This is a genomic window from Pseudotabrizicola sp. L79, assembly GCF_036553525.1.
Lineage (GTDB): Bacteria > Pseudomonadota > Alphaproteobacteria > Rhodobacterales > Rhodobacteraceae > Pseudotabrizicola.
In genome coordinates, this window is record NZ_JAZHDA010000046.1 from 605358 (window position 1) to 625300 (window position 19943).

Annotated in this window: 17 protein-coding genes; 5 read left to right on the forward strand and 12 right to left on the reverse strand. The window is 61.6% G+C overall.

The features are described 5' to 3' along the window. Positions 1–49 precede the first annotated feature (49 nt). A complete protein-coding gene (locus V3C85_RS11310) occupies positions 50–1126 on the forward strand; it encodes a 2'-deoxycytidine 5'-triphosphate deaminase (RefSeq protein ID WP_331795175.1) in 1077 nt (358 codons plus the stop codon). Here V3C85_RS11310 and V3C85_RS11315 read toward each other — a convergent pair whose 3' ends face one another. The 5 genes from V3C85_RS11315 to V3C85_RS11335 form a co-directional block, all read right to left on the reverse strand. Then, a complete protein-coding gene (locus V3C85_RS11315) occupies positions 1127–2047 on the reverse strand; it encodes an NAD(P)-dependent oxidoreductase (RefSeq protein WP_331795176.1) in 921 nt (306 codons plus the stop codon). Next, positions 2037–3467 (reverse strand): aldehyde dehydrogenase family protein, encoded by a 1431-nt coding sequence (locus tag V3C85_RS11320; RefSeq protein WP_331795177.1) that lies wholly within the window; start codon positions 3465–3467, stop codon positions 2037–2039. The genes V3C85_RS11315 and V3C85_RS11320 overlap by 11 nt, the downstream gene beginning before the upstream one ends. Before the next feature lie 7 nt (positions 3468–3474). Continuing rightward, on the reverse strand, positions 3475–5028 hold the full coding sequence (locus V3C85_RS11325) for a trimethylamine methyltransferase family protein (RefSeq protein WP_331795178.1): 1554 nt from the start codon (positions 5026–5028) through the stop codon (positions 3475–3477). Between the two features lie 78 nt (positions 5029–5106). Then, the gene (locus V3C85_RS11330) at positions 5107–7590 is read right to left on the reverse strand and encodes a GcvT family protein (protein WP_445942009.1); all 2484 of its coding nucleotides are present in this window, start codon (positions 7588–7590) and stop codon (positions 5107–5109) included. Positions 7591–7606: 16 nt separating this feature from the next. Next, complete coding sequence (locus V3C85_RS11335; protein WP_331795179.1) at positions 7607–10051, reverse strand: GcvT family protein; 2445 nt, start codon at positions 10049–10051, stop codon at positions 7607–7609. 117 nt (positions 10052–10168) lie between these two features. On the opposite strand from V3C85_RS11335, the gene V3C85_RS11340 reads away from it, so the two are divergent. Then, a complete protein-coding gene (locus tag V3C85_RS11340; RefSeq protein WP_331795180.1) occupies positions 10169–11026 on the forward strand; it encodes a LysR family transcriptional regulator in 858 nt (285 codons plus the stop codon). A gap of 21 nt (positions 11027–11047) precedes the next feature. Here the strand turns inward: V3C85_RS11340 and preA are convergent, their stop codons facing one another. From preA to V3C85_RS11355, 3 genes are all read right to left on the reverse strand, one after another. After that, complete coding sequence (preA, locus tag V3C85_RS11345) at positions 11048–12352, reverse strand: NAD-dependent dihydropyrimidine dehydrogenase subunit PreA (RefSeq protein ID WP_331795181.1); 1305 nt, start codon at positions 12350–12352, stop codon at positions 11048–11050. Between the two features lie 81 nt (positions 12353–12433). Beyond that, the gene (locus V3C85_RS11350; protein WP_331795182.1) at positions 12434–12964 is read right to left on the reverse strand and encodes a DedA family protein; all 531 of its coding nucleotides are present in this window, start codon (positions 12962–12964) and stop codon (positions 12434–12436) included. Positions 12965–13030: 66 nt separating this feature from the next. Then, the gene (locus V3C85_RS11355; RefSeq protein ID WP_331795183.1) at positions 13031–14350 is read right to left on the reverse strand and encodes an NAD(P)-dependent oxidoreductase; all 1320 of its coding nucleotides are present in this window, start codon (positions 14348–14350) and stop codon (positions 13031–13033) included. Positions 14351–14629: 279 nt separating this feature from the next. Between V3C85_RS11355 and accB the strand changes: the two genes are divergently transcribed. The 3 genes from accB (at position 14630) to aat (ending at position 17273) form a co-directional block, all read left to right on the forward strand. Then, positions 14630–15121, forward strand: coding sequence for an acetyl-CoA carboxylase biotin carboxyl carrier protein (accB, locus tag V3C85_RS11360; protein ID WP_331795184.1), 492 nt, complete (start codon positions 14630–14632; stop codon positions 15119–15121). 10 nt (positions 15122–15131) lie between these two features. Further along, positions 15132–16478 (forward strand): acetyl-CoA carboxylase biotin carboxylase subunit, encoded by a 1347-nt coding sequence (accC, locus tag V3C85_RS11365; protein ID WP_331795185.1) that lies wholly within the window; start codon positions 15132–15134, stop codon positions 16476–16478. Between the two features lie 90 nt (positions 16479–16568). Next, a complete protein-coding gene (aat, locus tag V3C85_RS11370) occupies positions 16569–17273 on the forward strand; it encodes a leucyl/phenylalanyl-tRNA--protein transferase (protein WP_331795186.1) in 705 nt (234 codons plus the stop codon). On the opposite strand, the gene V3C85_RS11375 is transcribed toward aat, so the two are convergent. The 4 genes from V3C85_RS11375 to clpX form a co-directional block, all read right to left on the reverse strand. Further along, complete coding sequence (locus V3C85_RS11375) at positions 17168–17614, reverse strand: DUF2155 domain-containing protein (protein ID WP_331795187.1); 447 nt, start codon at positions 17612–17614, stop codon at positions 17168–17170. The two genes, aat and V3C85_RS11375, sit on opposite strands and share 106 nt — an antisense overlap. Before the next feature lies 1 nt (position 17615). Next, positions 17616–17990 (reverse strand): NADH:ubiquinone oxidoreductase subunit NDUFA12, encoded by a 375-nt coding sequence (locus tag V3C85_RS11380; protein ID WP_331795188.1) that lies wholly within the window; start codon positions 17988–17990, stop codon positions 17616–17618. 81 nt (positions 17991–18071) lie between these two features. Beyond that, positions 18072–18539, reverse strand: coding sequence for a hypothetical protein (locus tag V3C85_RS11385; protein WP_331795189.1), 468 nt, complete (start codon positions 18537–18539; stop codon positions 18072–18074). 55 nt (positions 18540–18594) lie between these two features. Further along, entirely contained in the window at positions 18595–19860 is a 1266-nt protein-coding gene (gene clpX / locus V3C85_RS11390; RefSeq protein WP_331795190.1) for an ATP-dependent Clp protease ATP-binding subunit ClpX, read from the reverse strand. Positions 19861–19943: the final 83 nt, after the last annotated feature.

Below are 19943 nucleotides of genomic sequence, written 5' to 3' on the forward strand. Positions count from 1 at the left end.
GCCAAGTGCCTGGCGGGCGTTTCTGTTTCTGGGCCAAAGGAGCATTCTGATGACCGGCACCGGCGTTTTGCCAGCACAGGCCCTGCGTGCGTTGATTGCCAATGGCGCGATCACGGCGCAAAGCAGCATCATTCCGGCCCAGATTCAGCCCGCCAGCCTTGATTTGCGGCTTGGCACCATTGCCTACCGCGTGCGCGCGTCATTCCTTGCCGGCCATGGTCGCCGCGTGGCGGACAGGCTGGCCGAATTTGAAATGCACAAGATCGACCTAAGCCAAGGTGCCGTGCTGGAAAAAGGCTGTGTCTATGTGATTCCCCTGATGGAATCGCTGCACCTGCCCAAAGGCCTGTCGGCGGTGGCAAATGCCAAATCCTCGACCGGGCGGCTGGATCTTTTGACCCGCACCATCACCGATGGGGGCACCGAATTCGATCGCATACCCGAAGCCTATGACGGCCCGCTTTACGCCGAGGTTTGCCCCCGGTCCTTCAGCGTCTTGGTGCGCCCCGGTCAGCGGCTGAACCAAATCCGGTTCCGGCAGGGCCAGGCCATGCTGACGGATGCCGAACTGGCCACCCTGCATGCCCGTGAACCCTTGGTGGATGGCACTGCCGTGATTTCCGAAGGCTTGGGCTTTTCCGTGGATTTGCGCCCCGCCCAAGGCAATCTCTTGGGCTATCGCGCCAAGCCCCATACCGGCGTGATCGACCTTGATCTGATCGGCCACTACCCCGCCCAGGATTTTTGGGAAGAAATTCGCGCCGACTCCGGGCAGATCATCCTTGATCCGGGTGCCTTTTACATTCTGGTCAGCCAAGAGGCCGTGACAATCCCCCCTGATTACGCCGCTGAAATGGCGCCCTATCTGGCGATGGTCGGGGAATTCCGGGTGCATTACGCAGGCTTTTTTGACCCCGGGTTCGGCCATGCCGCAGCAGGGGGGGCCGGCTCTCGCGGGGTGCTTGAGGTGCGCTGCCACGAAGCGCCCTTTGTGCTGGAACACGGTCAGGTCGTGGGGCGCCTTGTCTATGAAAGGATGAGCGCCCGCCCCGATACGCTTTACGGCGAAAAGATCGCCTCAAACTATCAGGGGCAGGGCCTGAAACTGGCCAAGCAGTTTCGCTGATCACTCTAACCGGGCAGGAAAGCCCTCGGCCCGCAGGTCGGTTTGCAGCAGATCTTCCAGCAGTTTTGCAATCATCGGCGATTGTGCCGTGCCGCCATAAGCCGCCTTGGCCGCCACATAGGTCTGGTTGGTCATCGAGGCCAGTTCCAGCGGCACCCCGAATTCGCGCCCGAATTCCAGCGCAAAGCCCAGATCTTTCAGTGCCAGATCAATGTTGAACGCAATGTCATAGCTGCCGTTCAGGATCAGCGCGCCTTCGGTTTCATGCACAAAGCTGGTGCCGGATGAGGCCGCAATCGCATGCCACGCCTGCCCCAGATCAAGCCCGCCCCGCTTGGCCAGCATCAACGACTCGCCACAGGCTTTCAGATGGATAAAGGCCAGCATATTGGTGATCACCTTGATGATCGCCGCTGTGCCCAACGGCCCCATGTGAAACAGCCGGTTGCCAATCACCTGCAAGGCAGGCTTGTGCAGGTCAACCACAGCCGCATCGCCCCCCACCAACACGGTGATTTCGCCACGCGCCGCCAGATGCACCCCGCCCGTCACCGGGCATTCCAGCAGCGTGATCCCCGATTGCGCCGCCAATTCGCCAAGGCGCAAGATATCTTCACGGCTCAGCGTCGAATTCTCGATCCAGGTCGCGCCGGGTTTCAGGTGCGGCAGCATTTCGGCCAGAACCGCCTCTGACACCGCCGGAGACGGAAGACAGGTAAACACATGATCCACCTGCCGCGCGACATCGGCGGCAGATGCGGCAACCGTGGCCCCCATCGCGCGATGCCGTTCGGCCAAGGTGGCATCGCGGTCATAAACCACCACCTCAAACCCGTTGCGCAACAGGCTGGCCGCGATATGCCCACCCAGATTTCCAAGCCCGATATAGCCGTATTTCATCGCCAAGTCCTTACGCCCCATAGCCCACAATGGCCTTGATTTCGCAAAAGTCGTGAATGCCCCAATCGGCATATTCGCGGCCATTGCCTGATTGCTTGTATCCGCCAAAGGGGGCGAATGTATCCCAGTCGGGGTAATTCAGACTGACCTGCCCCGCCCGCAACCGCCGGGCCACAGCCCGCGCCTCCTCCAACGGCCCCTGCACATAGGCGGCAAGGCCGTAAACGGTGTCATTGGCCATGGTCACGGCGTCATCCACGCTGTCATAGGGCAGAATGACCAGGACGGGGCCAAAGATTTCCTCGCGCGCAACCGTCATGTCATTGCTGACATCGCCAAAGATCGTGGGTTTGGCAAACCAGCCGCGGTTCAGCCCGGCAGGTCGCCCGATGCCGCCACAGATCAGCCTTGCCCCTTCGTCCATGCCCTGCTGGATCAACGCCTGCACCTTGTCAAATTGCGCGCGGCTGATCAGGGGCCCCATCGTTGTGGTGGTTTCGGCCGGGTCGCCCACAACAATCGCGGCCGCGGCTTCGGCCGCCAGACGATAGGCCTCTTCGGCTTTGTCCCGTGGCACGAACATGCGGGTGGGCGCGTCGCAAGATTGACCGGTATTGCCCATGCACCCATCAACCCCAGCCTTGACCGCACCAGCCAGATCAGCGCCCGGCAGAATGATATTGGCCGATTTGCCGCCCAGTTCCTGCGCCACCCGCTTGACCGTGGGGGCAGCATTCTGCGCCACCTGCACCCCGGCGCGGGTTGATCCGGTAAAGCTGACCATATCCACCTCGGGGTGGCTGGACAGCCGCGCGCCCACCTCGGGGCCGGTGCCGTTGACCAGATTGAACACGCCTGGCGGAACACCCGCCGCATGGCAGATATCGGCAAACAGAATGCCCGACAGCGGCGCGATTTCTGATGGTTTCAACACCATCGTGCAGCCCGCCACCAAGGCCGGGGCAACCTTGCAGGCGATCTGGTTCATGGGCCAGTTCCATGGCGTGATCAGCGCGCAAACCCCGATGCCCTCATGCACGATCCGGCTGTGGCCGCGATCATAATCCCAGCGCATTTGCTCGGCCGCCTTGATCGTCGAGTCCAGGTGCACCTGCCCGGCCCAAGCCTGCGCGTCGCGCGACCACGCGACGGGCGCGCCCATTTCTATCCGCATCGCATCGGCAATATCGTCATAGCGCCGATTGTATTCGGCCAGAACGGACCGCAACAAATCAATCCGTTGGGCAACGGGCCAAAGGGTAAAGGCGTCAAAAGCTGCCCGCGCCGCCGCAACCGCCCGATCCGCATCAGCCGCCAAGCCCAAGGCCACTTCCGCAACAATTTCCTCGGTCGCCGGATTTTCCACCCCCATGCGGTCGCCCGACAGGGGGGCGACCCATTCACCGTTGATGTAAAACTTTAGAAGGTTATCGGAAACCATTGAGATATCACCTAAAATAGATGTTGAACTTCTGCCTGATCTCGGCATCCAGATCAGCATCAATCTGCGATTGGCCCCGCGCCAGCAGTTCATGCTTGCGCTGAATGGCCCGTTCAAGCAACTTTGGACGGCCGGCCTCGACCCATTCTTTCGGGCTCATCCGGTTGCCAAGCGTGGGATAGACATATTCCGTCTGCATCAGGCGCAGGGTCTGATCGCTGCCCAGATAATGCCCCGCCCCCCCCATGCAAACCTGCTTCATCGCCTCGATGCTGGTTGAATCCTCTGTCACATCAATGCCGCGCACGCAGCGCATCACCTGCCCCAGAACGTCATCGCCCAAAATCAGGCTTTCCAGGCAAAAACCCAGCAATGACGCATGCATACCCACCGATTCATAGACCATGTTCAGGCCCGAAAGACCGGCCAGCACATTGGTGATCGCGGTTTCCCATCCGGCCTGCATATCGGGCAGCTTGCTGTCTGAAATCCCTGCGGCAGCCCCACCCGGCAAGCCATAGAACCGGTGCATCTGGGCGCAGCCCGCCGTCAGCAGGGCCTGTTCGGCACTGCCGCCCGACATCGCCCCGGTGCGCAGGTCAGAGACAAAAGGCCAGGTGCCGAAAATGGCCGGCGCACCTTTCTGGATCGCGTTCACATAGACCACACCCGCCAGACATTCGGCCACCGCCTGAACGATCGCCAGCGAAATCGGCGCGGGCGCCGTCGCTCCGGCCTGCCCGGCTGACAGCAGCAAAACAGGCATGCCCCGCCGAACACAATCCTCCATCACTTGGCAGCTTTCTTCAGCAAACTTCATAGGAGGAACCACGAAGCAGTTGGAATTGCTGACAAAAGGCCGCGCGCGCCAAGCGGCCTCTCCGCCTGCCACCATATGCAGCAGATCGAAACAGCCTGCCACATGCGACGGGTCGGAAAAGCTGGTGCCCACATGCTTTTGCGTGCCCGACAGGCAGGCATACAGCGTGTTGATGTCCATCTCGTAATTGTCGATCACATCGCGACAGACCATGGCGCGCTGAAAGAAATGCACGTTATCAAGGTTTTGCGTGATCCGGGCAGCATCATACAGATCCTGCGCGGTTGAATCGCGATAGGTATCGGTTTCCAGATCAACCACATGCACCGCCGCCCCCGCCGTGCCGAAATGCACATTGGTTCCAGACAGATGCAGGTCATACTTAGGGTCGCGCGCGCACAGCGTCAGGTCGCGGCAGGCCACGGCAAGCATATCTTCGACCAAGGCCCGCGGAAAGCGGATGCGCCCGTCATCGCCCTGCACCGCGCCCGCACCCGTCAAGATCTCGACGCCCGAGGCCGGGGCATTCGACAGCCCGATCACCTCCAGCGCCTCTAGGGCCGCTTGGTGAATGCGCTGCACCCCCGCCTCATCCAGCGGCGAATAGCGCCCCCCCGGCATCCCTGGCCGGATCGGGCGCTTGGCCTCGTCCAGCGGGGCGGCCCGCATCGCCACACGGGCACCGCGCCCCCCAGACCGACGGGCCCGCGATGGCTCGCACATCTCTCCCAGATCACTCATCAGACCACCCCATTCATCTGTTCATCTAAATCCCGGTGGCCGGGGGGTTGCCCCCGGTCTGCAGGACGGCAAGTGGTGCTACATCCGCACCCGTTCCGATTTCGGATCATACATCGGCACCAAAGAGGCCTCGGCCGCATAGCGCCGCCCGGCGATCTCGATCTGATAGACCGAGGCCAGAACATCGTCTTCGCTCTGGCCCTCACAGGGGACATAGCCCATGGCCACGGCGCCCCCAAGGTGATGGCCATAGTTGCCGCTGGTCACCGGCCCCACGATCACGCCATCGCGCACGATCGCTTCGTTGTGAAAAATGGCCGCCGCGGGATCGCGCACCAGAAACTGCACCATCCGCCGCGTCAACCCGGCATCGGCGCGGCGCAGAACGGCGTCACGGCCCAGAAACGCGGGCTTTTTCTTGCTGACGGTAAAGCCCAGCCCCGCTTCCAGCACATGGTCTTCGTCGGTGATGTCATGGCCCCAGTGACGATAGGCTTTCTCGATCCGGCAGCTGTCCAATGTATGCAAGCCGCACAACACCATTTCGGGCGCAGCCTGTTCCAGCGCTTCGAACACATGCGCGGTCTGATCGCTGGGCACATAAAGCTCCCACCCCAGCTCGCCGACATAGGTCACACGATGCGCCCGCGCCAACCCCATGCCAATCTCGATTTCCCGCATGGTTCCAAAGGGATGCGCGGCGTTGTCAAAGTTGTTCGGGCTAACCCGTGCCAGCACGTCCCGCGCCAAGGGCCCCATCAGGCACAACACGGATTCAGCGCTGGTGACATCGGTGATCACCGCAAAATCATCGCCCAGATGCGCCCGCAGCCAGGCCAGATTGCGCTGCACCGTCGCCCCGGGCACCACCAGCAGATAGGCGGTTTCAGACAGGCGCGTCACCGTCAGGTCGGCCTCGATCCCGCCCCGGTCGTTCAGCAGCATCGTATAGACGATCCGCCCTTCGGCCACGTCCATCTGCGCTGAACAGATCCGGTTCAGGAACCGCGCGGCATCACGCCCTTCGACCCGGATCTTGCCGAAACTGGTCATATCGAACAGGCCAACGCCGCTTCGCACCGCCAGATGCTCGGCCTTTTGGTTGTCAAACCAGTTTTGCCGATGCCAGTCATAGCGATAGTCACGCTCTTGGCCGTCGCGCGCGAACCAATTGGCCCGTTCCCATCCGGCCACTTCACCAAAGACGGCGCCGCGCGCCTTCAGATGATCATGCAGGGGGCTGCGCCGCAGGCCGCGGCTGGTGGCCATCTGCCGATAGGGGTAGTGATCCGCATAAAGCAGCCCCAGCGTCTCGCTGACCCTCTCTTGCAGATACTTCCGGTTCTTTTGAAACGGCTGCGCCCTGCGGATATCAACTTCCCACAGGTCAAAGGGCGGCTCGCCCTCGGTGATCCACTCGGCCAGGGCCATGCCCGCCCCGCCAGAGGAAGCGATGCCAACCGAATTATACCCCGCAGCCACCCAATAGCCGCGCACCTCGGGCGCTTCGCCCAGATAATAGCGATCATCAGGGGTAAAGCTTTCAGGCCCGTTGAAAAAGGTGTGAATCCCCGCCTTTTCGAACAACGGCATCCGCTTCATCGCCGCCTCAAGGATCGGCATGAAGTGATCCCAATCCTCGGGAAGTGTATCAAATTCAAAGTCTTCGCGGATACCCTTCATGCCCCAAGGCTTGGCCTTCGGCTCGAACGCGCCCAGCATCATCTTGCCCGCGTCCGATTTGTAATAGGCGCATTCATCCGGCACACGAAGAACGGGCAAATGCCCAAGCCCTTCAATGGGTTCCGTGACAAGGTAAAAGTGCTCGCAAGCGTGCAGCGGCAGCGACACGCCGTTTTGTGCGGCCAGATCGCGGCCCCACATACCGCCGCAGTTCACCACCACATCGGCATCAATCTGCCCCGGCCCTTCGGGGCCTTCATAGGCCACACCGGTCACACGGCCACCAGCGGTCAGAACCTGCGTCACCTTCACGCCTTCGGCAATCGTGGCGCCACGCATCCGCGCGCCCTTGGCCAAAGCCATGGCAATATTGGCCGGATCGCATTGGCCATCCAGCGGCAAATGCACCCCGCCCTTGGCGTCGCCAACTTCAAGATGCGGATACATCGCCTTGATTTCAATTGGCGAAATCTCATTCACATCAACATCAAAGATGCGCGCCATCGTGGCTTGGCGGCGCAATTCTTCCATCCGGTGATCGGTCAGCGCGACCGAGATCGACCCAACCTGGCGCATCCCCGTCGAAATGCCAGTCTCTGCCTCTAACCCCACATACAGGCCCGCCGAATAGCGTGCCAGCCGGGTCATGTTCGCACTGGCGCGCAGTTGCCCGATCAGGCCAGCCGCATGCCATGTGGTGCCCGAGGTCAGCTTGCGCCGCTCTAGCAAGACGATGTCCGTCCACCCTGCCTTGGCCAGATGATAGGCCACCGAACAGCCAGAAACGCCGCCCCCAATGATCACTGCCCGTGCTTTGTTCGGCAAACCCACGATGTCGCCCCTTTGTCTTGATGAATAACCCGAAAGGACCGGGGGCATGCCCCCGGCCCGCTTGTCAGGCGCGCAGGCGCGCGTTGGGGGCATCCCAGGCGGGCGCATCGGGCAGAACCTCGGCTGCCACACGCTCGCCAAAGATCTCTACCTCCAGCGTCGTGCCCGGCACGGCAAGGTCTGCACGCAGCATGCCCAAGGCCAGACAATGGCCAACCCGGTGGCCCCAATAACCGCTGGTGGTTTCGCCCACGACCTGCCCATCGTGCCAAAGGGTGGACATATAGGGCGGGTCAAAGGCGCCTGCCTCGACCTTGAGCGTGACGAACTGCTTGCTGACGCCGGCCTGCTTTTCCGCCTCCAACGCCTGTTTGCCGCGGAATGCGGGCTTGGCCCAATCGACAAACCGCTCTAACCCGCCCTGCAACACGGTGTAATCGGTCGAAAGATCGCCCTTCCACGCGCGATAGCCCTTTTCGATCCGCAGGCTGTTCAGCGCGAACATGCCGAACGGGCGCAGCCCCAGCGGCGCACCCGCCGCCATGACCGCCTGCCAGATCGCGGGGGTGTCGGCGATGCGTGAGTGAACCTCCCACCCCAGTTCACCCGCAAAGCTGACCCGCATCAGCAGCACATCGGCCCCGGCAATCTTCGCCTCTTGCCAGGTCAGCCACGGGCGCGACAGATCGGCCTCGGCCCCGGCGGCGGCCAACACTTCGCGCGCCTTGGGCCCGGTCAGGATTTGGGTGGTCCAGGCCTCGGTCTGATCCTTCAGCTCAAGTCCTGGGGCCAGATTGGCCAGCAACCAGGCCTTGTCATGCGATTGCGCCGTAGCCGCCGTGATCAGCATCACCTTGTCTTCGGCCATGCGCGCCACCGACATTTCGGTGACGATCCGGCCCTTGTCATCGGCGAAATAGGCCAGCCCCAAACGGCCCACCGCAGGCACCTTGCCCGTGATCTGGGCTGAAAGCCAATCCACCACACCCGGCCCCGTCACCACAAAGCGCGAGAAGCCCGGCAGATCAAGGATACCGCAGGCATCGCGCACGGCCTGACATTCCGCCTGCACTGCGCGGAACCATGGCCCCTCGCGCCGCCAGGTCTGCTGCGCGGCCTCTGACGTGTCATCGCCCTCGGCTGCATACCACAAGGCGCGTTCCCAGCCGTTAAAGGGGCCAAACTGCGCGCCCAGGGCTGCCACGCTGTCATGCACTGGCGACAGCTTCTTGCCGCGCCCTTCAGGCCAGGCGTGATGGGGGAAATGCATGGCATATTCATGGCCATAGACTTCCTTGCCCTTGGCCACGCAATAATCGTGATCTTCAAACCCGGTAAAGCGTCGCGGGTCGCAAGACCACATGTCCCATTCGGTCGCGCCTTCGGTCACCCATTCGGCCAGCACTTTGCCCGCGCCACCGGCCTGACAGATGCCGAAGGTAAAGACACAAGCCTCAAACGCATTGGGCACGCCGGGCATCGGCCCGATCAGCGGATTACCATCGGGCGTATAAGGGATCGGTCCGTTGATTACCTTTTGCAGATTGGCCTTCTCGAGCAGCGGCACCCGCGCCATGGCATCACTGATGTGCCATTCGATCCGCTCCAGATCATCGGGGAACAGCTGAAAGCTGAAATCGTCGGGCATCGGATCATCGGGCGTGGCCCAATGCGCGCGGCAAGGGTTTTCATAGGGGCCAAGGTTAAAGCCCATCTTTTCCTGCCGCAGGTAATAGCTGCTGTCGACATCGCGCAGCAACGGCAGCTTGTGGCCGACCTCTTTCGACCACGCCTCAAGCTCGGGAACCGTGTCGAACAACAGATACTGGTGGCTCATGACCATCATCGGCACGCGGCGGCCAAACATCCGGCCGATCTCGGCGGCGTAATAGCCACCCGCATTCACCACATATTCACAGCGGATCTCGCCCTTGGGCGTGGACAGCACCCATTCGCTGCCCGTCCATTCGGCGGCGGTGACGGGGCAAAAGCGTTCGATATGGGCGCCCATGTCGCGCGCGCCCTTGGCAAAGGCCTGGGTCAACTGTGCCGGGTCAATATCGCCGTCATAGGGGTCATACAGCGCGCCGGCCAGATCATGCGTTTCCACGAACGGGTATTTAGAGCGGATCTCGTCGGGCGACATGATCTCAAGATCCATCCCCTGATAACGGCCCATGCCTTGCACACGCTTGAATTCCAGCAAACGCTCGGCGCTGTGGCCCAGTCGCACCGACCCTGTGACATGATAGTTCATCGGGTAACCGACCTCTTGGCCCAGCCCCCGATACAACTGCGCCGAATAGCGCTGCATGTTCATGATCGACCAGCTGGACGAAAAGGTGGGCACGTTGCCCGCCGCGTGCCAGGTGCTGCCTGCGGTCAGCTCGTTCTTTTCCAGCAAGACACAGTCGGTCCACCCGGCTTTGGCCAAGTGATACAGGCCAGAGGCACCCACCGCACCGCCGCCGATGATCACCACACGCGCCTGTTTTGGCAGTTCGGCCATTTGCTGTCTCCCTCGCAATTCGCCGCTACTATTCATCGCCACCGAACCGCTTTCAATCGGGCAGGCCGTGGAATATTAATCGGGTTATCCGATTAGACGTGACAGGATCAGCCGCCGATGCAAACCGAATGGATCGATACGTTTCTAGACCTGCTGGACAGCCGCAGCTTCAACCGCACGGCGGATCGGATGGGGGTGACGCAATCCACCATTTCGGCGCGGATCAAGGCTTTGGAAGACGCCGTTGGGGCGCGGTTGTTTCAACGATCACGCGCCGGCACCGAACCCACGACCGAGGCTTTGCGCCTGGCCCCCCATGCCCGGATCTTGCGGCAGGAATGGACGCTGGCCCGCCGCTCGGTTGAAAAGCGCGGGGCCATTGCCTTGACCCTGCGCATCAGCATCCAGAATGACTTGGCCCATGCGCAGTTGGGGCCACTGGTTGGCGATCTGCGCAAATTGCTGCCGCAAACCGCCTTTTATATCGAGCCTGACTATTCCACGCAGATGTGTGCGGATCTGATCACCGGCACACAGGATTTTGGCGTGATGTTTTCACCCAAGGCCCAGCCCAGCCTGTATTTTGAATCGGTCGGTGCCATCCCCTATCGGCTGATCAGCACCCATGCCAGAACCTTGGCCGAGGTTGAGCCTGACCGCTATGTCATGGCCCATTTTTCCCCGGTGTTCGAGGCCGCACATCGCGCCGCCCTGCCCGCCCTGTCGGCGGCCCCGGTTTCGGCGGGCCAGTCCAGCGCGGTGGAATCCTTGCTGCGCGAAATGGGCGGGTCGGGCTATGTGATGGAGCCGCGCGCCAAGGCCATGGTGGCAACGGGTGGTTTTGCCTGGGTCACGGGGGCGCCGGTTCTGGATCAGCCGGTCTATGCCGCCATGCACGAACGCAACCGCACCCAGCGCGCCTATCGCCAGATGGTGCAGTTGGTGCGGGCCAGACTGGCGGCCCCCACCGCATGACAGGGGCCGCGTCCATTGCGCCTATTCGGCGGCCTTGACGGCCATCGGGTTGTTGGGATGCGTCGTCCAGTTGGCATAGGGTTCCACCACCTTGCCCGTCCGCTCATCCACCGCGCCCAGGGGCAGGGTCTTCATCGTGATGCAATTGTCCACCGGGCAGACATTGACGCACAGGTTGCAGGCCACGCATTCGTCATCTTTCACCGTGAACACCCGGTCCGACGACATGGCAATGGCCTGGTGGCTGGTGTCTTCGCAGGCAGCATAGCAGCGCCCGCATTTGATACAGGCATCCTGATCAATCACCGCCTTGGTGACATGGTTCAGGTTCAACTGGTTCCAGTCCGTGACATTGCCCACAGCCCGGCCCACCAACTGATCAACGCTGTCAAACCCCTTGTCATCCAGATATTGCGACAGGCCCGAGATCATCTCTTGCACGATCTTGAACCCATAGGTCATGGCCGCCGTGCAGACCTGCACATTGCCCGCGCCCAAGGCCATGAACTCGGCCGCGTCGCGCCATGTCGTAACCCCCCCGATGCCACTGATCGGCAGGCCATGGGTGTCAGGCGACCGGGCAATCTCGGCCACCATGTTCAGCGCAATCGGCTTGACCGCAGGGCCGCAAAAGCCACCATGCGCGCCCTTGCCGTCGATCGTCGGTTCGGGGGCAAAGCTGTCAAGATTGACCGATGTGATCGAGTTGATGGTGTTGATCAGCGAAACCGCATCGGCCCCGCCGCGCTTGGCGGCCTCGGCCGGTTTGCGGATATCGGTGATATTGGGGGTCAGCTTGACAATGCAGGGCATGCGGCTGTGCTGCTTGACCCAGCGGGTCACCATCTCGATATATTCGGGCACCTGCCCCACGGCGGCGCCCATGCCGCGCTCGCTCATGCCATGGGGGCAGCCGAAATTCAGCTCCACCCCGTCTGCCTCGGTTTCCTCAACCCGTTTCAGAATGGCTTTCCAGCTTTCCTCATCGCAGGGCACCATCAGCGAGACAATCATCGCGCGGTCTTTCCAGTCGCGTTTGACCCGCTTGATCTCTTGCAGGTTCACCTCCAGCGGGCGGTCGGTGATCAACTCGATGTTGTTCAGCCCCAACAGCCGACGGTCCGCCCCCCAGATCGCGCCATAGCGCGGGCCGTTGACGTTAACGACCGGCGGCCCCTCTGACCCCAGCGTCTTCCACACCACGCCGCCCCACCCGGCCTGAAAGGCGCGCACAACGTTGTATTCCTTGTCGGTCGGCGGCGCCGAGGCCAGCCAGAACGGGTTGGGTGAGCGGATGCCGATAAAGTTCGTGGCCAGATTTGCCATGTCACACTCCCTGTGAATCGCTTGCCCCGGCCTTGGGGGCCGTGGGGTGCGGATGTGGTTTGATTGCAGAAATTGGGGGCGTCAGGCCCCGAACAGGCCCCAAAGCCAGCCCAGCAGATCGCCGCCCAGCTCGCCCGATTTGGGCACCATAAAGGCCCAGGCCGCTGCCGCCGAGGTGTTCACCACCAGAAATGGCAACACTTTCATCCCCGATACCCCGGCCAGCAAGAACACCACCGGGCGCAACGGGCCCAGAAAATGCCCCAGAACGATGGCAAACAGGCCCCAGCGGGCGAACAGATCGCGCGCATGCTGGATCGGGGCCGCGTGCCGTTGCATCCAGCCAAAGGCCAGAATCCGCTCTCCGAACATGCGGCCGATGGCAAAGCTGAGCGTTGACCCGGCGATGGCCCCGATGGTGGCCCCGGCCCAGATCGGCAAGAACGTCAGCGCACCGCTGCTGACAGCCGCGCCCACCGCTACCAGCAAGGCCGTTGACGGGATAAGCACCGACAGAAAAGCCGTCGTCTCGGCCGCGGCAAGGGCCGTTGCCACAAAGGGGGCCGCCGCCGCATTGGCCGCCAGAAATGAGATGATGGCCGAAACCTCCATCCGCGCGCTCCTTGTGTTGGGCGCGATATGGGGGCGGGCACCGCCCATGACGAGGGGGAACGCCCATCATTTTCCTGTCAGCGCGGCATGAATGGCCTCGGCCGCGTCGCGCCCTTGGGCCACGGCCGTCACGGTCAGGTCTTCGCCGCCCCCCGTGCAATCGCCGCCGGCCCAGACCTTGGGTGGCAGGTCCGAGATCTTGCCCGCGTCAGTGCCCAAGCCCTCGGGCAGCCCATCCAGCGTCTGGCCAATCGCCTTGAACACCTGATCAGCCTTCAGACGAAAGGTCTCGCCCGTTGGCTTCAGGCCGTCGGCACCCTCGGCGGTATAGGCAAATTCCACCTCGCGCACGGCCCCATTGCCATGCACCGCCACGGGCATGGCGTTGCAGATGATGCGCACACCGGCTGCGGTGGCGTGCTCTTGCTCATACCGGCTGGCACTCATGCGGTGCTGCGCGCGACGATAGACAATGGTCACAGTCTCGGCGCCCAGCAGTTTCGATTGCACGGCGGCATCAACAGCCGTCATCCCGCCACCGATGACCACCACATCGCGCCCGACGGGCAGCGTTGACAGATCGGTGCATTGACGCAGATCGGCGATGAAATCCACCGCATTGGCAACCCCCTGCCGATCCTCGCCCTCGGCCCTTAGCGCATTGACACCGCCCAGACCGATGCCCAGAAACACGGCATCAAAGTCAGCACTCAGCCCCTGCAACGTGACATCGCGTCCCAACTCGACCCCGGTTTTCAGGGTGATGCCGCCGATCTGCATCAGCCAATCCACCTCGGCCTGCGCAAAGCCATTGGTGGATTTATAGCTTGCGATCCCATACTCGTTCAGCCCGCCCGGCTTGGCCCGACGCTCCAGCACCGTCACCTCATGGCCGTGCAGGGCCAACCGATGCGCGCAGGCCAGACCGGCAGGCCCTGCCCCCACCACCGCCACACGCTTGCCCGTTGCCGCCGCACGGGTAAAGGGATGCAGCCCCTTGGTCATCGCCGTATCGGTGGCAAAGCGCTGCAACCGACCGATTTCCACCGGCTTGCCCTCGGCGGCCTCGCGCACGCAGGCCTCTTCGCACAGGGTTTCCGTGGGGCAGACACGGGCGCACATGCCGCCCAGGATGTTCTGCGTCCAGATCGTCGTGGCCGCAGCCTCGGGCGTGCCCGTGGCGATCTGGCGAATGAACAGGGGAATGTCGATGGCCGTGGGGCAGGCCGTGATGCAGGGCGCGTCATGGCAAAAGTAGCACCGATCTGCGGCCACGCGCGCCTCGTGCCCATCGAGGGGCGGGGTATGATCGGCAAAATTCTCGGCAAGCGCCGCGGCTGGCAGACGCCCCGGAACGATGCCGGGCGTCAGCGGGCTGTTGGTCATGGTTCAAACTCCCTGAGAGGTGTTTTCTTTTGGAATCACGCTGCCACAGTCGATTTTTTTTATCAAACGGTAAATTTTCTGGCGCAGCAAAATTTCCAAGGCGCAGACAAGAACTGCCCGAAAATTGCGCATCACAAACGGTGCTTTTCACCCCCGAAAGGGAAGGCTATAAGCAAGCAGCCCCATGGGGATGCAAATGGACGCTGGGTCAGCCTTTGGCACCAATCGGTGCGGCGGGCGTGACTGGAAACTGGCGATCAACAGCCAACAGAGGACGGCATGAGCAAGCAAAACTCCGAAGCAGACGTGGCCTTCATTGCGGCCCTCGCAGAACTTCTGAACAAGAATGACCTGACCGAAATCGCGGTCAAACGCGAATATGGTGAAGATGACAGCCTGAATGTGCGCGTCGTCAAGCAGGTGAATGTGGTCACCACCATGGCCCCTGCCCCCGCCTATGCCCCCGCCCCGGTCGCGGGCGCCCCCGCAGCCCCAGCACCGGCCGCTGCCGCCGCAGTCGAAGATCCGGCGCAACACCCCGGCGCCGTGGCCTCACCCATGGTTGGCACCTGCTATCTGGCGGCTGAACCGGGCGCGTCGCCCTTTATCACCGTCGGCAGCACCGTCAGCGAAGGTCAGACCATTCTGATCATCGAGGCGATGAAGACGATGAACCATATCCCAGCCCCGCGTGCGGGCACGGTCAAGCGCATTCTGGTCGAAGACGGCACCCCCGTCGAATACGGCACCCCGCTTGTCATCATCGAATAAGGGGCACCCCATGTTCGAAAAAATCCTGATTGCCAACCGCGGAGAGATCGCCCTGCGCGTCATCCGGGCCTGCCGGGAAATGGGGATCAAATCGGTGGCCGTGCATTCGACCGCCGATGCCGATGCCATGCATGTGCGCATGGCGGACGAGTCGATCTGCATCGGCCCGGCCCCATCGACCGACAGCTATCTGAACAAGGCCGCGATCATCTCGGCCTGTGAAATCACGGGCGCCCAGGCCGTGCATCCGGGCTATGGCTTTCTGTCTGAAAACGCCAGCTTTGCACAGGCGCTGGAAGATCATGGCATCACCTTTATCGGCCCGCGTGCGGAACATATCCGCATCATGGGCGACAAGATCACCGCCAAAGACACCGCCAAAGAGCTGGGAATTCCCGTGGTTCCCGGATCAGAAGGCGGCGTTGCCGATTTCGAAACCGCCATTGGCGTGGCCGAGGGCATCGGATTTCCGGTGATCATCAAGGCCACGGCTGGCGGTGGTGGCCGCGGGATGAAAGTGGCCAAGAACGCCGCCGAACTGGAAGTCGCCTTCCGCACCGCCCGGTCCGAGGCCAAGGCCGCCTTTGGCAATGACGAGGTCTATATCGAGAAATACCTGCAAAAGCCGCGCCACATCGAAATTCAGGTGTTTGGCGATGGCAAGGGTCAGGCAGTGCATCTGGGGGAACGCGATTGCTCGCTGCAACGCCGCCACCAGAAAGTGTTCGAAGAGGCCCCCGGCCCCTGCATCACCCCCGCGATGCGCGATGAAATTGGCATGATCTGCGCCAATGCCGTGGCCAAGATCGGGTATATCGGGGCCGGCACGGTTGAGTTTCTGTATGAAGATGGTGAGTTCTATTTCATCGAGATGAACACCCGCTTGCAGGTGGAACATCCCGTGACCGAATACATCTTTGGTGTCGATCTGGTGCGCGAGCAGATTCGCGTGGCGGCCGGCATGCCGATGTCTTTCGGCCAGCAAGATCTGGAACTGAACGGCCATGCCATCGAAGTGCGGATCAACGCCGAGCGGTTGCCCAATTTCTCGCCCTGCCCCGGCAAGGTGCGCGTGTTCCATGCCCCCGGTGGTTTGGGCGTGCGGATGGATTCGGCGCTGTATGGCGGCTATTCGATTCCGCCCTATTACGACAGCCTGATCGGCAAGCTGATCGTGCATGGCCGTGACCGTCCCGAGGCTTTGGCCCGGCTGAAACGCGCGCTTTCAGAACTGATCGTCGATGGCGTCGATACCACGGTGCCGCTGTTCCACGCCCTGCTGGCCGAACCCGATGTGCAGACAGGCGAATATAACATCCACTGGTTGGAAAAGTGGCTGGCCAAGCAATTTGGCTAGGCTGAAAACACCGGCCCTGCATGCCCCCCAAAGCGCCTGCAGGGCCTTGTTTTAGTGAAAAATTTGTAAAATCCGCCAAAGGATTTTTTCTTGTCCGACCGGCTTACCCCTGACATCTTGCTGCGGGCCTATGCCATAGGCATCTTTCCGATGGCCGAGTCGCGCGAAGACCCCACCATTCACTGGGTCGATCCACGGTGGCGCGGGGTTTTTCCGCTTGATGGCTTTCATGTTTCGCGCAGTCTGGCCAAGGCGATCCGCAGGGCCGATTATCGCGTGACGGTCAACACCGCCTTTGATGACGTCGTGGCGGCCTGTGCTGATCGGGAAGAAACATGGATCAACGCTGAAATCTTTACGCTGTATCAGCAGTTGCACCGCGCAGGTTTTGCCCATTCGCTTGAGGTTCACGCGGACACAGGGCTGATTGGGGGCGTCTATGGCGTGGCCATCGGGGGCGCGTTCTTTGGCGAATCCATGTTTTCGCGGCGGCGTGACGGATCAAAGATTGCACTGGCCTGGCTGGTTCATCGTCTGCAAGCGGGCGGCTTTAGTCTGTTGGACACCCAGTTCCTGACCCCCCATCTGGCAAGTCTTGGCGCCGTCCAAATCAGTCGGCGCGCCTATCACCGGCGCCTCGCCGAAGCCATAGCACAGCCCGCCAGCTTTACACCGTCAGGCTATGCGCCTCAGCCTTCGATGATTTCTTCGATGGGCTCTTCGGGGGTGTTCTCTGGCTCCTCCACCTCGGGCGCGACAAAGCCCGAGTCGCAGGACAAAACCCAAACGTCATAGCGCGGGTGATCCATCGCCGACAACGCGGGGCTAGAGGCCAGCATCCAGCCCGAATAGACGGGGTCAGAACGCCCCTCTTCCATCACCGTGACATGGGCTTGTGCATCTGCGGCGGGATTGTCTTTGGGAAAGCGGCAATCATCCAATTGCACGGTGACGCGCCCCTGCACAGCAGATTGCCCCCGCGACAGTGCAAGATCGTAAACATTGCCCGTGATCTTGTCCAACAGGCGCAGGGTGCCGCCGGGGGCAGCCTCCATATCCTGTGCGAAAGCCGGGCCTGCCATCAAAACAAGCACCGCACCCAAGCGACCCAAACCGCAGATGTGCCGGGCTGACATCTTATTCCGGCTGCCAGGCTTCGTAATCGGCGCGCGCAGCGGGCTGTGCCTTGCGGATAGACCCAGGCGGCGCATAGGCAAGGGGCGTGCCCGTCAGGTTTTCCTGATGCGGCTTTTCCCAGGCCTTGTGCTTCAGCGGGGCCTTGGTGGGCGGCTCATCCCAGCTGCGGTGCAGCCATCCGTGCCAATCTGGCGGCACGCGGCTGGCCTCGGCCTCGCCGTTAAAGATCACCCAGCGGCGTTTGCCGTCTTTGGTCTGATAATACAGGTTGCCCTGATCATCCTCGCCCACCTTAACCCCATGGCGCGAGGTCCAAACCTGCGTGGCAAGGGTCTGGCCGTTCCACCAGGTAACTAGGCGCTTCAGGAATGACATGGGCAAACCTCCGGTTCTTTGCCCCTGATATGGCCGAATTGCGCGCCAAGGTCCAGTGCCAAGGCAGCGCAGGCAGGGCGATCAATCAGGATTTCGCCGCATATAGCGGATTGATGCCGCCAGCCTGCGCTCGGGCGCATAAACCTGCAAAACCGACCCGGTCCAATCCGAGATATAGTAGGATCCCGGCGTTTCCAGCGCAGTCAGCAAATCATCGTTGAACCCGTCCTGGCGCAGATAAGCACCGCAAGTCTGCAACAAATCCTTGCCTTTGGGCCCGCTCTCCCCCCTTGGAGTGGGCTTCCATACGCCTCCGAACTGCAGGAACGCTGGGCGCGACAAATCCTTGCGGGGTGGTTTGGGCGCGGCGTCTGCCTTCAGCCGGACCGCAGCGATCAGGCACAGCATGTCACCCGGCTGCGTGTTATCCACAGAAACGCCTTCGATCTCGATCAGCTTTTGGTCGTAATCGACCAGGTCGCCAAAGATCTTTTCAATTTTGACATAGGGTCGCTCTGCCAGGGCTGGGGCAGAAACCCCAAGGCCCAAAAGAAAAAGGGCAGACCAAAGGCCCGCCCTTCCCAACCGCTTTGATCGGCGTGCCTTAGCCCGCATTCGCCGTTTCTTTCTTCTTGCCAGTCTCGGTGTACACCAGCATTGGCTTGGCTCCGGCGTTCACGGCCTCATCCTTCACCACGACCTCTTGCACACCTTCCATACCCGGCAGTTCAAACATGGTATCCAGCAGGATGTCTTCCATGATCGACCGCAGGCCGCGCGCCCCGGTTTTGCGCTTGATCGCGCGCTTGGCAATGGCCGTCAATGCATCTGGGGTAAAGGTCAGCTTGACACCTTCGATGTCAAACAGGCGCTGGTATTGCTTGACCAGGGCATTTTTCGGCTCGGTCAGAATGGTCACCAACGCGTCTTCATCCAGATCGGCCAAAGTGGCGATCACCGGCAAACGGCCCACGAATTCTGGAATCAGGCCGAATTTCAGCAGATCTTCCGGCTCCAGCTCTTTGAACAATTCGCCCGCCCCGCGTGCATCGGGGTCTTTCACATCGGCGCCAAAGCCAATGCCCGACCCTTTGCCCCGCTGGGCGATGATTTTTTCAAGACCGGCGAATGCCCCACCGCAGATGAACAGGATATTCGTCGTATCCACTTGCAGGAATTCCTGCTGCGGATGCTTGCGCCCGCCTTGTGGCGGCACGCTGGCAACGGTGCCTTCCATGATCTTCAAAAGCGCCTGCTGCACACCTTCGCCCGACACATCGCGGGTGATCGACGGATTGTCAGACTTGCGGGTGATCTTGTCCACTTCGTCAATATAGACGATGCCGCGCTGCGCCCGTTCCACATTGTATTCACTGGCCTGCAACAGCTTCAGGATGATGTTTTCAACATCTTCACCCACATAACCGGCCTCGGTCAGCGTGGTGGCATCTGCCATGGTAAAGGGCACATCCAGAATGCGGGCCAAGGTTTGCGCAAGCAAGGTCTTGCCGCAACCGGTGGGGCCGATCAGCAGGATGTTGGATTTCGCCAGTTCGATATCGGTCTTGGACGAATGGTTCAGCCGCTTGTAGTGGTTGTGCACCGCCACAGACAGCACCCGCTTGGCATGAATCTGGCCGATGACATAATCATCCAGAACCTTGCAGATTTCCCGCGGCGTCGGCACGCCATCGCTGGATTTCAGCCCGGCTGATTTCGTTTCCTCGCGGATGATATCCATGCACAATTCGACGCATTCGTCGCAAATGAACACGGTCGGCCCGGCGATCAGCTTTCGCACTTCATGCTGGCTCTTGCCGCAGAAGGAACAGTAAAGGGTGTTCTTGCTGTCGCCTGAATTATTCGCCATTGGATGCCCTCAAGACCTTGATGCAGAAAGTCTAAGCCAAGGCCCGACCGTCCACAATGTCAAATCGCCCCCCGTGGCACAGC